The following is a 16081-nucleotide window of genomic DNA, read 5'->3' as shown; positions in this document are numbered from 1 at the left end:
TAAATGGCATATTAAAATCGCCATAAATGGTACATTAAGATTTTAGTAATACAAACGATAATTATAATAAGGACAAGATAATGGAAACCAGAGATCCCGCTTTAAGTAAAACTAAAATAGCAAAAACTGATACTCATGAAACACTAGATGATTCGCAAACAGTCGAAAATCACGATGAATTAGAAGAAAACGTTAGCGAAAATAAAGGCACTGATACGTTTGAAGAAGGTGTGGTAGCGTCTGAACATGTCAACAAAAATGACAATCCAGCACGTCAGCCTGATCGCCGTGATCAGCCAGGTAATGGTTTTGATGATAATATCAATGAAGAAACTGTCCGTAGTGAAGGGCCTGATAGCGATAAAATCAATAATATGAATCGCTATGCAAACATTGATAATGCCCAAACGCGCACTTTGAACCCTGATGACAAAGACTAGTTGCATTGAGAACTAGATGCACTGAGCAGAACCAAGTGAAGACAAATGGCGTCCATAACGCCATCGGTTGTATTTAACGTATCAAGCAAAACTGCACTGAGCCGAAGATGTACTCGGCAACAAATAAAAATAATAGGGGATACCGATGACCAAATCACATGATGAGCATGCTACTGACGAATATAGTTTAAAAGATGCAGATGACAACAACGGTATCGTGCCAGACGACGCGCTACAGAAAGTAAATCCAGCAGCAGCAGACGAAGCAACTGGAGATCATGACCCGCACAATGTTGCCAAAAGCAATAAGCAATATGACAGCTCGCTTATGGAAAATAATAAATAGTACTAATAGCCAATACTAGTCTCGATATCAGCTTCAGTATTAGCATAAATAAAAAAGGCACTGCAATTAAAAGAGTCTATCACTCAAGCAATTGCAGTGCCTTTTTCTATGTCTGTTGCATATGGTAGTAACGAAATATCAGCGACAAGATATCGGTTATATAGGCATTTCTAGGCAGGCGTGCCACTATGAAAGCGCAGTTCAGCATCAGGACTGTCTATCAGTTCAGCCTCTACCTCTTTAAAAAATGCAACCCGCTCATCGATATTATCCTCTGATAACGATTGAGCAAGCACAAGATAGTCCTCGAAGTGACGACTCTCTGACTTTAGTAAGTAGCGATAGTACTTTGCTAGGCGTTCATCATCGATAACCTCGGACAATGCTGCAAAGCGTTCGCAAGATCGCGCCTCGATAAATGCACCAATAATCAAAACATCTACCATCGCTGCTGGCTCATAAGTGCGCTTGTGCTTTAGCATACCCTTAGCATAGCGACCAGCACTCAAATATTTCCAGTCCTGACCACGCTCATTCATGATACCTAGCACTTGCTCGTAGTGCAGCATCTCTTCACGTATCAGCTGTGCCAATTTACGCTGCAAGTCATAGGAGAACTCATAACGGAATATTAAGTTCATCGCGGTACCCGCAGCCTTCTTTTCGCAGTTGGCATGATCTTGAATGATCAGTGGCAAGTTATTAAGGGCAGCATCTACCCAAGCTTGTGTGGTGCGCGCGCCCAAAAAACTATAAACAGGAGATAGATCTACTTTGATAGGGGAGCGCAGATGCGCGATATCGACACTGTCTTCCTCCATCTCGATATTGCCCTGTGCGATAACGTCTGTCTTGGAAACATCTGCTTTAGAGATACTGTGTTCAGCTGCTTCTTGAGAGCTATCATCATGAGCTTTGCATTTTTTAATCGTATCTGACGGCATTAATGTTGAGAGTTCTGGCTGGTTTGTGGTCATAGTATAAAAGAACTTTTTTATAAGTGTGGGTTTAGGACAACTGGTTAGCAAGCGCTTGCAACACGATTGATATTAGCTTCTATCTACCAGTCTATGTATTGAATGATAGAGGGTATTTGAACACTACTTTACATAGTAATGGCTACTTACTATTCAGATGAAACTGAGCATTCACAAGTTTGTGTTGGGCAGTCATAGCCTCTATAGCTTACGCTCTGTACGGTATCATTATTATACAACCTCAGTATTTATCTACTAAATGAGGATTGCTTGTTTATTTTATTATTTGATAGTAGGATGATATTCTGCTTTTTAGGCATAGTGTCTTACTACTGATTGTCATTTAGTAGCGGGTAGCGAGCATTATAGCAACTGCTAATCCTGTATCAAAATATAAGATTTATACAGTCTTTCTTTATAAATGGTCGAAAATCCCTGCTACGATATTGAACATACATTATATGTTGGTATGTATGCTGATTGCTAACTTATATACATAGCCATTGGCAACACGTATTTTTCAATAGTGATCATTACAACTTAGTATTACCACACCTCACAAACAAATAAGGATAACAACATGGGCCAGTCTTCTAACGCCAATCGTATTCAAAAAGGTATTCTTGCCATCGACCAGCAGTTGTATGACTTTGTTGAGAATGAAGTGCTACCAAAAGTCGGTGTCGACTCAGACAGTTACTGGTCGGGCTTTGAAAAGGTTATTAAAGAATTCACACCACGTAACAAAGCGCTGCTTGCGACCCGAGACAAGATTCAAGCGCAGATTGACGAGTGGCACTTGCAAAACCCTGCCAAAGAGGGCGAGATCGATTACCCAGCTTACAAAGAATTCTTAAAAGAGATCGGTTATCTATTGCCAGAAGGTGATGACTTTACGGTCGATACAAAAAACGTCGATGATGAAATTGCTCATATTGCAGGTCCACAGCTAGTTGTACCAGTACGTAACGCTCGTTACGCGCTTAACGCGACCAATGCACGTTGGGGCAGTCTGTATGATGCGTTATACGGTACTGATGTGATCAGTGACGAAAATGGTCAAGAAGCGACAGGCAGCTACAACCCTACTCGCGGTGCAGCCGTTGTTGCCTATGCTAAGGCATTCTTGGACGAGCACTTTACACTAGCATCGGGGTCATACAATGATGTGACTGGCTTTAAGGTGGTCGATGGTCAGCTTGAGGTTGTACAAGGCGATAGCACTACCGCGCTACAAGACACCAGTAAGTTTGTTGGTTTCGTTGGTGACGCTGAAGCGCCTACGGGAGTTCTGTTAAAGAACAATGGCTTGCATGCTGAGATTCAGATTGATGCTAACCACCCAGTCGGCAAAGATGATCCAGCAAATATCAAAGATGTACTACTTGAGTCAGCCATGACCGCGATTCAAGATTGTGAAGATTCAGTGGCTGCTGTAGATGCAGAAGAAAAAGTTGAAGTCTATCGTAACTGGCTTGGCTTAATGAATAGCGATCTACAAGAAACCTTCGAAAAAGGCGGTAAAACCCGTACTCGCAAACAAAACCCAGACCGTGAATACAATACACCAGATGGCGGCAAGCTAATCCTGCCAGGTCGTTCGCTATTGCTAATTCGTAACGTCGGTCATCTAATGCAGAACCCTGCAATTTTAGTTGATTTGGGCGACGGTCAGGAGCAAGTGTTCGAGGGCTTGATGGATGGGTTAATCACGCCATTATTAACGCTTAACGACATCAAAGGCAAAAACGAGCTATCAAACTCACGTCAAGGCTCTATGTATATTGTTAAACCAAAAATGCATGGTCCTGAAGAAGTTAAAATGGCCAACGACTTGTTTAATGCGTCAGAGGACTTATTAGGTCTAGAGCGTAATACCTTAAAGATCGGTATCATGGACGAAGAGCGCCGTATGACGGTCAACCTAAAAGAAGCCATTCGCCAAGCAAAAGAGCGCGTTATCTTCATCAATACAGGATTCCTAGATCGTACTGGTGATGAGATGCACACCAGTATGAATGCAGGTCCATTTGTACCAAAAGGTGAAATGAAATCGCAAGCATGGCAACCAGCTTACGAGCAATGGAATGTGGATATCGGTCTAGAGACAGGTCTACAGGGACATGCTCAGATTGGTAAAGGTATGTGGGCGAAGCCTGATGAGATGAAAGAGATGATGGAGACTAAGGCGGCGCATCCGCAGTCAGGCGCCAGCACTGCTTGGGTACCATCACCAACAGGTGCCACCTTGCATAGCATCCACTATCATCAAGTCAGCGTAGCCGACGTACAAGACAAGCTAAAATCCCGTGAGCGTGCCAGCTTAGATGATATCTTGACCATTCCATTGGCCAAAGATAGCAACTGGACAGAAGAAGAAAAGCAGCAAGAGCTTGATAATAACGCTCAAGGTATCCTAGGTTATGTCGTACGCTGGGTAAACCAAGGCGTTGGCTGTTCTAAAGTACCAGATATCAATGATGTAGGTCTAATGGAAGACCGTGCAACCTTGCGTATCTCAAGTCAGCATATCGCTAACTGGTTGCATCACGGCGTGGTAAGCGAAGAGCAAGTCATGGATACCATGAAGCGCATGGCAAAAGTCGTCGATGAGCAAAACGCGGGCGATCCTAGTTACCAAAATATGGCACCTGATTTCGATAACTCTTATGCGTTCCAAGCGGCTTGTGATCTAGTATTTAAAGGTCGCGAGCAGCCTAGTGGTTACACTGAGCCACTACTGCATCAAGCGCGTTTAGACTTAAAAGCCAATACGCATTGCTAATTCCTTATTTATAAAAGCCATTTTAGGGCTACTTATCCATGGTTAAGTAGTCCTTCAATACTTAGTATTACTCAAGCATATTTAAAGCAATGTATTTCTTTTATTTATTTATAAAAGTTACCCCTATTTGCCAATGGCGAGTAGGGGTATTTTTTTGTTTTTATCTAAATAATCGTTAAACCTTAGATTAAATATGGGTTTAAGGATTTTTCGTCATCAAAGACTTAAAAATATGTTGCAAATTATGTCAAAGTTGTTATGCTTATACTCGAAGTATGAGTTTGGTAACGGATGTTACGCAGTAGGACGCATAAGACTTAAGTTTACATGGCAGTTACGTTGTTTAATCCCAGTCATGTGAGTCATGGTTTTTTATCTTACTGTAATAGAACTTCGCCACACTTGTTTCTGACTAATCTCGGTAGCCAGTTACACATTATATCTTTGAGGATTTGTGACGATACCATTATGGGCGCCAGCTAATAATAGCTTGCTCATTACTACAATTGTAAAGTGGAGATACCCCATGAAAAAGTTACTTTTAGCTACAGCAATCGCAGCCCTATCTGTATCTGCCGCACAAGCAGCACCTACCTTATATGGTAAAGCATTCGTTACTACTGACTACGTAAATGCTGAACTTGATCGCGAAACTATGGACGGCGATACTAGCATCAGTACAGACAGCGATTCAGTACAAATCAACTCAAACCTCTCGCGTTTAGGTTTCAAAGGTTCTGAAGCTATGACTGCTAACACTGATGTTATCTATCAGTTAGAGTATGGCATCAATATCGATGATTCTGGCGAAGACAACATCGCTTTCAAAAGCCGTGACACTTATCTTGGTCTAGTCAACAAAGATTTCGGTCAGTTCCGTTTTGGTCGTAACTACTCAGTATCTGATTACATCAACAACGTAACTGTTACTGAAGGCTATTGGTACAACATCGGCTCAAGCTCTCTTGATGAAGGGACATTGAGCGAAGCATTGACCCTTACTGATGGTAGCCGTATCAACAACTCTATCATCTGGTTTGCTCCTAAATACAACGATCTACCATTAGAGCTTGCATTACAGTACAGTGCTGATGAAGCTTTTGTATCTGATAGCAATGATCGTGACAATGGTTATGGTGCATCATTGATGTACAACCCAGGTAACGGCTTCACTGCTGGTATCGCATTAGATGACGATATGAGTATCGATGGTGAGATCTTACGTGGTAGTGCGACTATCGATTTGAGCAAGTACAGTGCTTATCCAGTAAAATTGGGTGCACTATATCAGCAAGCTGATTATGATGGTGCAGATGAAGAAGATGGTTTAATCATCAGTGCTAAAATGGGTCTGGCTAACTTTGCTCGTCCAGCAACTGTATACCTTCAGTACAACAAAACTGAAAACTTAAGTGGTCTTAACGGCAATGACTCAGACCAAGTTGTATTGGGTGGCACGTACTCTTTCAAAGACAACATGATTGCTCACGCTTATATCGGTCAAAACTCAGCTGACCTAGACAACGGTCTATTCATCGTAAGAGATGCTGAAACTGATCAAGCCGGTGAAGTGATTGATGCACGTGGCGACGCTGATGTATTCGCTATCGGTGCTGGTCTAGAATACTTATTCTAATATCACACGCAAGTAAATAGCATATAAAAACTCATCCTTCGGGGTGAGTTTTTTTTGTTTTGTAATCAATACTGTGTCTTGAACAACAGCGTGTCTTAAATAACAGAATCCGTAAAATTAATAATAACATTTGTGTAAATTTTGGTTTTTTCACCTTACTGTAATATTTGGTTGGTAAAGTTGTGTCTAAGTAATGCTTCTAGCTCATATATATAAATGTTCTATAGGGTAGTCACCCTGCTATTATATATATCGGCCAATCTTAGCCAATTTATCAAAAAAATTGTAAAGTGGAGATGTCTTTTGAAAAAACTATTTTTAGCCTCATCAGTCGCAATGCTATTAGTATCTACAGCTCAAGCGGCACCGACTGTTTATGGCAAAGCATTTGTTACCGCCAACTATGTCAATGCTTCATTCGAACGAGAAGCTATGGACGATAGTAGTATAAGCATTAATGAAGACAACAGTTCAGTAGAAATCGCATCAAAATCTTCACGTATTGGTTTCAAAGGTTCTGAAGCCATGACTGCCAATACTGATGTGATCTACCAATTAGAGTATGGAATCAAGGTTGATGATAGTGGCAGCAGTAACATCGGTTTTAAAAGCCGTGATACTTATCTGGGTCTAAAGAATAAAGACCTTGGCGAATTCCGCTTTGGTCGTAACTACTCAGTCGTTGATTATATCGATAATGTCACGGTCAATGAAGGTTACTGGGACAATGTGGGTGCTAGTAGTTTAAGCAAAAATACACTAGCCAATGCTTTAACCTTAGCTGATGGTTACCGAGTTAATAACTCTATCGTCTGGAAAGCGCCTAAATACAATGAGTTACCATTAGAGCTTGCGTTGCAGTATGGTGCTGATGAAGACTTTATATCTGACGATAATAGTCGTGACAGCGGCTATGGTGCCTCATTACTATTTAATCCAGGCAATGGCTTTACGGCTGGTGTTGCTTATCAGAGTGATCTGGCTACTAAAAATCCCAGTAGTACTAATACGGGCGGCGATATGATCCGTGGGACGGCTACTGTCGATCTAAGTAATTATGTTGCTTATCCAGTAAAAGTGGGCGCTCTATACCAACAAGCTGATTTTGATGATACTAATGAAACTGAAAAAGGATTGATATTAAGTGCTGAGATGGGTCTAAGTAACCTCGCTCGTCCAGCCTCAATATATGCACAGTACAATAAAACGGATAACTTAAGAGGCATTAATGAAAATAATTCAGATCAAATCGTCGTAGGCGGTAAATATAGCTTTAGAAAGAATATAATTGCACATGCTTATGTCGGTAATAACACTGCAGACTTAAAAAATGATCTTTTCATTGCTGGTCAAGATGACGGTGATAAAGATATTCTTGTCAGAGCGCGTGGTGATGCTAGCGTCTTCGTGGTCGGTGCTGGTCTAGAATACAAATTCTAATCTAAACATTAGAAAACGTATTATAAAAAACTCATCCTTCGGGGTGAGTTTTTTTGTTGTGACCTTTTTAAAGCCGCAGTGGGTTATAATAGCTACGTATTTACGATGATTACGCACTTATGACAATTAAGCGTTAAAAACTGAGTGTTTTAAAGAGTTTGCGCTTTTGCCCTATATTTTGTGGCGTATTTTTAGTAAAATCCTTCTTTACCAATTACCGACAGAGTACTATGACCAAGTTTATATTTGTGACCGGTGGGGTAGTGTCCTCACTAGGAAAAGGTATTACCGCAGCCTCTCTTGCCGCAGTCCTTGAAGCACGTGGCGTGAGCGTGACGATGACCAAAATGGATCCGTATATCAACGTCGATCCAGGTACGATGAGTCCGTTCCAGCATGGCGAAGTGTTCGTCACCGAAGATGGCGCTGAGACCGATTTGGACTTGGGCTATTATGAGCGCTTCTTACGCCACTCTAAGATGAGTAAGAGCAACAACTTCACCAGTGGTCGTATCTATCAAAACGTTTTGAATAAAGAGCGCCGCGGTGAATATTTGGGTGGTACGGTACAGGTGATTCCGCATATCACTGATGAAATCAAAAGTAAAATTCTTGCCAGTGGCGAAGGCTATGACATCGCGATTATCGAGATTGGCGGTACCGTTGGTGACATCGAATCACTTCCATTTATGGAAGCCGTACGTCAGATGCAAGTAGAGCTTGGTCGTAATAGAGCCATGCTAATGCATCTTACTTTGGTACCGTATATTGCTAGTGCTGGTGAGACTAAAACCAAGCCAACGCAGCATTCAGTAAAAGAGCTGCGTTCTATCGGTCTACAGCCTGATATCTTAATCTGCCGCTCGGATCATCATATCTCGCCTGACAATCGCCGTAAGATTGCGCTATTTACTAATGTCGAAGAGCGCGCGGTCATCATGTGCGAAGACGCGCAAAGTATCTATCAAATACCGCGTACGCTACATGAGCAAGACCTTGATGATCTTATCTGTGAGCGTTTTGGTCTTGATGTGCCAGAAGCAGATCTTAGCGATTGGGACAAAGTGGTCGAAGCACAGCTCAACCCAGAGTCGACAGTCACTGTCGCTATGGTTGGCAAATATGTCGAGCTACCTGATGCTTATAAGTCTATCAACGAAGCGTTATTGCACGCTGGCTTTACCCATCAGGTGTCTGTAGACATCGACTATATTGATGCTGAACGTCTAGAAACAGATGACAGCCTGTTTGCGCGCTTAAAGCAAGCCGATGCTATCTTGGTTCCAGGTGGTTTTGGTGAGCGTGGCACAGTCGGTAAGCTAAAAGCCGTCACCTATGCACGTGAGAACAACGTACCGTACTTGGGTATTTGCTTAGGTATGCAGCTGGCAGTCATTGAATATGCCCGTAACGTGCTAAAAATCGATGCCAATTCATCTGAATTTGACCGCAAAACTGCTGAGCCGATTATTGGTCTGATTACCGAATGGTTGGATGAGCGCGGCGAGCTACAGATTCGTAGCGATGATTCAGATCTTGGCGGCACCATGCGCCTTGGCGCACAGCAAGCAGAGTTGGTTGCGGGCAGCAAGCTGAGCCAAATTTATGGCGCAACACGTATCAGCGAGCGTCATCGTCATCGTTATGAAATGAACAACCGCTATATTGAGCCGCTTGAGCAAAATGGTATGAAAATCTCAGGCTACTCTGCCAAGCAGCATTTGGTTGAGTCAGTCGAGATTAGTGAGCATCCTTGGTTTATCGCGGTACAGTTCCACCCAGAGTTCACCAGCTCACCACGTGGCGGTCATCCGCTATTTAATAGCTTTGTCAATGCCTCGAAGAAATACAGCGCTAGCAAATAATGGTGTAGCTATAACTATAGGCTTGACCAAAAGATCAATCTTCGGATTGGTCTTTTTTTATGACCTATATTAGAACTTATGTATTAGGGATTATTTTGCTACATCGCTTTTATTTTGTGGTTAAATTTTATCTGTTGCAATCAAGCACTTTTCTTTAGTTTGCTATCGGTTACAATATGAGCTAGAGATAATAATAACGAAGGTAACGACTTTATGGATAATCTATTAACTGCGCGGTCGCATATTGAGCTTAAAAGCGGCAACAACGACATCATTAATATCGGTAACGATCAGCCGTTTGTATTATTTGGCGGCATGAATGTCTTGGAGTCTAAGGAGCTAGCGTTTGAGATCGCTGAGCAGTATATCGAGATTTGCGAGCGCCTAGGGATTGGTTATGTGTTTAAAGCCAGCTTTGATAAGGCCAATCGCTCAAGTCTGCACTCGTTTCGTGGCCCAGGTCTCGAGCAAGGCGTAGATTGGCTCGGACAAATCAAAGAGAAGCTCCAAGTACCCATCATCACTGACGTGCACGAGCCGTATCAAGCGCAGCCTGTCGCTGAGGTGGCCGATATCATTCAGCTGCCGGCTTTTTTGTCGCGTCAGACCGATCTGGTCGAAGCGATGGCTAAGACCGACGCTATTATTAATATCAAAAAAGCCCAGTTCCTAGCGCCGCATGAGATGCGTCATATTATGAATAAATGCTTAGAAGCTGGCAATGACAAGCTCATCCTATGCGAGCGTGGCAGCGCCTTTGGTTATAACAACTTAGTCGTTGATATGCTCGGCTTTGATACCATGAAGCAAATGGATGTGCCGGTGTTTTTTGATGTGACCCATAGTTTGCAGCAGCCGGGCGCGCGTAGTGATAGTGCTGGTGGTCGCCGTGAGCAAATAACCACGCTGGCGCGGGCTGGTATGGCGACAGGGCTTGCAGGGCTGTTTTTAGAAGCGCATCCCAACCCTGAAGCAGCTAAATGTGATGGCCCCTGTGCGCTACGTACCAGTCAGCTTGAGCCCTTCTTGCGTCAGCTAAAGCAGATTGATGAGCTAGTCAAAGGATTTGCGGTGTTAGATACTCAGTAAGGTATCTGTCAATTTTTAACGGTTGTAGAAGGATAAAGCGATGGCTATTCAAACGGCAAAGGTTAGTATTGAAAACATTGATGACCAAGAGGGCATTGATGGGGTGATGACAGCGCTCAAAAATATCGATGGGGTTACTGCGGTTGAGCTTGACGCTGCTACGAACATCGCGCTAATTCGCTATGATGATACCGATACGAGTATTCATGCCTTTACTGCTGCTATCAGCATGGTGGATTATGTCACCCAGCCTTTTCCTATTGATGCGCCGCAGAACCCGCGTAACATGGAATAATGGTTTATAAATACATAGAGCGGACTTTATTTATCGTAAGTGACAACTTAACAGACACTAATAAAGTGTTAACCAAACACCCTTGTTGTTAGCACCAATATATCTTACCGTATATAGCAGCTACTCATTATTTATAATCACTAATAGTGAGCAGTTAACTCATGAACAATAACTCATAGATAATAATAAGGAGCCGAATATGGCAAATCAAACGAGAATTATAAAAGTCGACGGTATGACTTGTGAGAAGTGTGTAGATAGTGTGCATGGCGCTACCGTTGGTATGGATGGCGTTATCAGTATCGCGGTTGATTTAGCAGATAATCAGGCTACGGTTACTTTTGATGACGCAAAAACTAGTGCAGAAAAAATCGCCACTGCCATCGACGATGCAGGGTTTGATGCCAGCGTCGCTAATTCATAAGTATCCCTTTAATTGCTAGCAGAACCAGTTATTTTAAATGACTGGTTTTTTTTGTAGCTCACTGTTTTATAGCTCGAATCAAATCGCTGTAAGCGCTTGGTTTAAACGACTGACAGTACTCAACCGGTCAATGTCACTTGAAAACCGTCTGTAAAGCCTAATCTTATAACTACTATAATATACTTATTCTTTAATTATCGCTAAATGAGTGCTCCCATGACTGATTATTCCCGCACCGCTACTGACGAATCTTACGAAGTAGATACTGATATTCAGGCCAATACGGCCTTGCAGCCAGAGCGCGCTCATCTACAGCTAGCGATTGACGGCATGTCATGTCAGGCCTGTGCTTCTAGGATCGAGAAGGTGCTGAATAAAAAGGATGAGGTTTATAAGGTCAATGTCAACTTTGCCGGCGAGACGGCGAACGTTGATTATAATCCTGAACAAACTACGCCTGAGCAAATCGCAGAATGGGTCAATAAGACTGGCTTTGTCGCCAACCTACAAGCCAGCGATAGCTTATTTGCACAGACAGATAAGGATACGGCAATTGAGTATCCATGGCGTTTAATTGGATTGTGGATTTGTCTGATACCATTTTTGGTTGGTATGGCAGGCATGCTGACAGGTTCTGGCATGGCGTGGATGCCACCTATCTGGGTTCAGTTTATCTTAGCAACGATTGTGCAGTTTGGCTTTGCGCTACCGTTCTACAAAAGTGCTTGGGCATCGATCAAAGGTGGTCTTGCCAATATGGATGTACTGGTAGTTATTGGTACTGTCACAATATGGGCGTATTCGACTTACCTTTGGCTCACGCATGGCGATGGTACTTTAAACAGTCTTTTGCAAAGTGGGCATCTGGGCGGACACGGTGCGAGTAATAGCCCAGCCGTATATTTTGAAGCAGGGGTGATGGTCATTGCCTTTGTGCGTACAGGTAAATATCTTGAGGAACGTACCAAGAAGCACAGCCTAAACAGTATTGATTTATTATTGTCATTGACACCTGATGAAGTAGAGCAGCAGCAGCCAAATGGTGAATTTCATAATATTGGGTTATCTGATGTGCAAATGGATGACGTCCTACGTGCTAAGCAAGGCAGCCGCGTTGCTACCGATGGCACAGTGATTGAGGGCAGCGGCTGGTGTGAGGAGAGTCATCTAACAGGCGAGTCGGTACCAATAAAAAAAGAAGTGGGTGATGAGCTGTTAGCAGGGGCCTTGGTCGAGAACGGCAGTTTATTATACCGAGTTGGTGCTAAAGGCCGTGATACCAAGCTTGGCGACATGGTACAAGCGCTGAGCGATGCGCAGGGCTCCAAAGCAGATTTGGCTCGCCTTGCTGATAGAGTGACCGCTATCTTTGTGCCGGTGGTGATAGCTATAGCTATTATTACCTTTGCCATCACTTGGTGGCTGACAGGGATGGTCGATACGGCGCTTATGCATGCGGTGTCGGTATTAGTAATTGCTTGCCCTTGTGCGCTAGGGCTGGCAACGCCTGCCGCGATTATGGCGGGCATGGGAGTTGCAGCAAGGCATGGCGTCTGGTTCAAAGATGCGCAAAGTCTTGAGGCGGCAGGTCATATTGATACGGTCGTACTTGATAAGACAGGGACGTTAACCCTTGGAAAACCGGCTATCGTTGATCATGTCATGGTAGATCGATCGCTTGCTGTTGATGATGTGTTGCAGATCGCTGCCAGTGTCGAGGCGCATGCCAGTCATCCATTAGCGACAGCGTTAGTCAATACAGCCAAAGCCCGTCAGCTGTCACTATTCGATGTGACCGACATCAGTGTTGTAAAAGGTGCTGGCATACAGGCAAATATCGAAGGGCTTGGGCTGATAAAAATTGGTACGCCAGAGTTTGCTAACTTAACGTTACCTAAACTGATGCCAAAGGTCTGGCAAATTGCCAGTACGGTTGCAATCAGTATTAACGATGAGCCGTTAGGGGCATTCGCTCTCGCTGACGACTTAAAAGCAGATACGCCGCAGGCAATCACTGCGCTACAAGATGCGGGTATCAATGTGATTTTGATGAGTGGTGATAAGCAATCTGTCGTCGATCATGTGGCAGCACAGCTTGGCATCGACAACGCTTATGGCAAGATGAGTCCACGTGACAAGGCTAGCCAAATTGCACGGTTGCAAACTGCTGGTCATAAAGTAGCCATGGCAGGAGATGGGGTTAACGATGCGCCAGCGATGGCGACCGCTGATGCCAGCTTTGCTATGTTCGAGGGGACGGACGTGGCGCAGCACAGCGCCTCTGCACGATTGATGGGTGAGTCGCTCATGCATATCGATGCGGCGCAAAAAATCGCTCAAGCAACACTACGCAATATCAAACAGAATCTATTTTTTGCTTTTGTTTATAACTGTCTTGGTATTCCGCTTGCTGCACTTGGGTTTTTGAATCCAATGATTGCCGCCGCTGCTATGGCGATGAGCTCCATCTCTGTCTTAATGAATGCACTACGGTTGACACGTTTTCAGACAGCCGTTGAGCTTGAGCAGGTAGTACCCGTTTCCCCTACGGACAAAGACCCTTTAATAAAAGCATAAGTAAAAGTGTTGGCTTGGCTGTAGGGTTGTATGAATACAGACCGAAACATTATAGTAGATATGCTTATCTCTGATTATATTTATGACCGCAAGTCAGTGTAAGATAAGGGAAGTTTGGTAAAATATATGCTATGATGCCAAGCACTATAGCCAACCATTAACGCGCTCAAAAAACCTGTCATTACTATGTCAGTATAGTTATATGACATATAGGGTTAGAGTGTTCTTGGTGTATGTGCTATATGATATTTTGCTTTATCTTTTTTGTATTCTAGTTGCCGTTATTTATCTCACAAACTTGGCATGACCAAAGGAATTAACAGACATTATGTACGCTGAAGAAACCAACAACGTCACCGCAATTAAAGACATCCGCGCTCGTGAAATTTTAGATTCACGCGGTAACCCAACTATCGAAGCTGATGTGATCTTAGCTGATGGCACTGTCGGACGTGCTGCTGCTCCGAGTGGCGCATCAACAGGCTCACGTGAAGCGCTTGAGCTACGTGATGGCGATAATGCTCGCTATATGGGTAAAGGTGTCAAAAAAGCCGTCTCTAATGTCAATAGTCAAATTCGTAGTGCTTTGATGGACAAAGATGTGACTGAGCAGCAAGGTATCGATGATGCCATGATTGCATTAGATGGTACAGAAAACAAAGAAAGCCTAGGCGCCAATGCCATGCTAGCGGTGTCACTTGCTACTGCCAAAGCGGCAGCTAAGTCACAAAATCTACCATTACATCAGTACATTGCCAACCTGAGCAATCAGACGTCATTGACTATGCCTGTACCGATGATGAACATCTTGAACGGTGGTGAGCACGCAGACAATACGGTTGATATACAAGAATTTATGATTGAGCCTGTAGGCTTCACTAGCTTTTCAGAAGCGCTGCGTGCTGGTACAGAGATTTTCCACAGCTTGAAATCTGTGTTGAAATCACAAGGTCTAAATACAGCAGTCGGCGATGAAGGTGGGTTTGCACCAAACTTACGTAGTAACGAAGAAGCCATTACCGTCATTATGCAGGCGATCGAGCAAGTCGGTTACAAAGCCGGTGAAGATATCCATTTGGCGCTAGATTGTGCAGCCAGTGAGTTTTATAAAGATGGTCAATACGTTTTGGCAGGCGAAGGCAACAAAGCGTTTGATAGCCAAGGATTTTCAGACTACCTAGTTGGGCTGGCACGCCAGTATCCTATTATCTCTATCGAAGATGGTCTTGATGAGTCGGATTGGGATGGCTGGAAGTATCTGACCGAGCAGATCGGTGACAAAGTCCAGTTGGTTGGTGATGATCTGTTTGTGACCAATCCTGCGATCTTGCAAGAAGGTATTGATAAGCATATTGCCAATGCTATTTTGATTAAGTTTAATCAAATTGGCACCTTGTCAGAGACGCTAGATGCGATCTATATGGCGAAGAAAAATGGCTACGCTACTATTATCTCGCATCGTTCAGGTGAGACTGAAGACAGCACTATCGCAGATTTAGCAGTTGGTACGGCAGCAGGTCAGATCAAAACAGGCTCGCTATGCCGCTCAGACCGCGTTGCAAAGTACAACCAGTTGCTACGTATCGAGCAGCAAGTACGTGCAAGCTATCGTGGCCGTGAAGAGTTTATCGGTTTACGTGGTTAAGAGATTGACTGGGATTTTTGATGTGTATTGTACGTCAAAGATCCCGATATCGTAAACTGAGATGACAGTCAAAATCAGGCGGTATATAATTACTTATGTATCGCCTGATCAGCTCAAAACCCTACTATCATTCTTTCTATGTCGTTTGGCGTTATCATCTTATGAAATACTTTAGCCAATTTATACTACTTGCTTTAGCCGTTGCAGTGCTTTTGGGATTGCAATATCAGTATTGGCTGGGTGAAAATGGTCGGTTTGAACATAATAAGTTGACCACTCAAATTGAAGATCAACAGCGCATGAATGACAATCAAGTGGCAGCAAACAATCTATTACGTACCGATGTCCAAGACTTAAAAACCGGACTTGAAGCGGTAGAGGAACATGCGCGTCTAGACCTGGGACTGATTAAGCCCAATGAGACCTTCGTTCAAGTGTCTACTGCACCTACGACCCATAGCGCTTACTAGTTTGTATGAAGTACTACCGTACGTTATGACCTATCACAAAATCAGTAATTACCTTTCAGCATTCTCCTTTAAATATACTGTCATGGCCCCAA

General features: G+C 43.4%; 13 protein-coding genes. 12 read left to right on the top strand and 1 reads right to left on the bottom strand.

Annotated features, from left to right (window positions below):
- Positions 1–80: 80 nt before the first annotated feature.
- Both NJD71_RS07235 and NJD71_RS07230 read left to right on the top strand, forming a co-directional pair.
- Positions 81–440, top strand: coding sequence for a hypothetical protein (locus tag NJD71_RS07235; protein ID WP_319051271.1), 360 nt, complete (start codon positions 81–83; stop codon positions 438–440).
- Between the two features lie 145 nt (positions 441–585).
- Complete coding sequence (locus tag NJD71_RS07230; protein WP_319051270.1) at positions 586–786, top strand: hypothetical protein; 201 nt, start codon at positions 586–588, stop codon at positions 784–786.
- Between the two features lie 170 nt (positions 787–956).
- On the opposite strand, the gene NJD71_RS07225 is transcribed toward NJD71_RS07230, so the two are convergent.
- Positions 957–1607: a tRNA-(ms[2]io[6]A)-hydroxylase gene (locus NJD71_RS07225; RefSeq protein ID WP_319051359.1), complete on the bottom strand. Its 651-nt coding sequence runs from the start codon at positions 1605–1607 to the stop codon at positions 957–959.
- Between the two features lie 736 nt (positions 1608–2343).
- Between NJD71_RS07225 and NJD71_RS07220 the strand changes: the two genes are divergently transcribed.
- From NJD71_RS07220 to NJD71_RS07175, 10 genes are all read left to right on the top strand, one after another.
- Positions 2344–4548, top strand: a complete 2205-nt coding sequence (locus NJD71_RS07220; protein WP_319051269.1) for a malate synthase G — start codon at positions 2344–2346, stop codon at positions 4546–4548.
- A 526-nt stretch (positions 4549–5074) separates the two neighbouring features.
- On the top strand, positions 5075–6184 hold the full coding sequence (locus NJD71_RS07215) for a porin (RefSeq protein ID WP_319051268.1): 1110 nt from the start codon (positions 5075–5077) through the stop codon (positions 6182–6184).
- A gap of 303 nt (positions 6185–6487) precedes the next feature.
- Positions 6488–7624 (top strand): porin, encoded by a 1137-nt coding sequence (locus NJD71_RS07210; RefSeq protein ID WP_068036869.1) that lies wholly within the window; start codon positions 6488–6490, stop codon positions 7622–7624.
- A 230-nt stretch (positions 7625–7854) separates the two neighbouring features.
- Positions 7855–9489 carry a CTP synthase gene (locus NJD71_RS07205; RefSeq protein WP_319051267.1) on the top strand — a complete coding sequence of 545 codons (1635 nt, stop codon included), beginning with the start codon at positions 7855–7857 and terminating at the stop codon, positions 9487–9489.
- A gap of 213 nt (positions 9490–9702) precedes the next feature.
- Positions 9703–10578: a 3-deoxy-8-phosphooctulonate synthase gene (kdsA, locus tag NJD71_RS07200; RefSeq protein ID WP_201601289.1), complete on the top strand. Its 876-nt coding sequence runs from the start codon at positions 9703–9705 to the stop codon at positions 10576–10578.
- Positions 10579–10618: 40 nt separating this feature from the next.
- On the top strand, positions 10619–10873 hold the full coding sequence (locus NJD71_RS07195) for a cation transporter (protein ID WP_025643884.1): 255 nt from the start codon (positions 10619–10621) through the stop codon (positions 10871–10873).
- Between the two features lie 199 nt (positions 10874–11072).
- Positions 11073–11297 carry a heavy-metal-associated domain-containing protein gene (locus tag NJD71_RS07190; protein ID WP_201559353.1) on the top strand — a complete coding sequence of 75 codons (225 nt, stop codon included), beginning with the start codon at positions 11073–11075 and terminating at the stop codon, positions 11295–11297.
- 216 nt (positions 11298–11513) lie between these two features.
- On the top strand, positions 11514–13874 hold the full coding sequence (locus tag NJD71_RS07185) for a heavy metal translocating P-type ATPase (protein ID WP_319051266.1): 2361 nt from the start codon (positions 11514–11516) through the stop codon (positions 13872–13874).
- A 328-nt stretch (positions 13875–14202) separates the two neighbouring features.
- Positions 14203–15519 (top strand): phosphopyruvate hydratase, encoded by a 1317-nt coding sequence (gene eno / locus NJD71_RS07180; protein WP_319051265.1) that lies wholly within the window; start codon positions 14203–14205, stop codon positions 15517–15519.
- A 161-nt stretch (positions 15520–15680) separates the two neighbouring features.
- A complete protein-coding gene (locus tag NJD71_RS07175; protein ID WP_319051264.1) occupies positions 15681–15989 on the top strand; it encodes a septum formation initiator family protein in 309 nt (102 codons plus the stop codon).
- Positions 15990–16081: the final 92 nt, after the last annotated feature.

This window comes from Psychrobacter sp. PP-21, assembly GCF_033790785.1.
Taxonomy (GTDB): domain Bacteria; phylum Pseudomonadota; class Gammaproteobacteria; order Pseudomonadales; family Moraxellaceae; genus Psychrobacter.
This window is presented reverse-complemented; position numbering and strand designations above follow the sequence as displayed.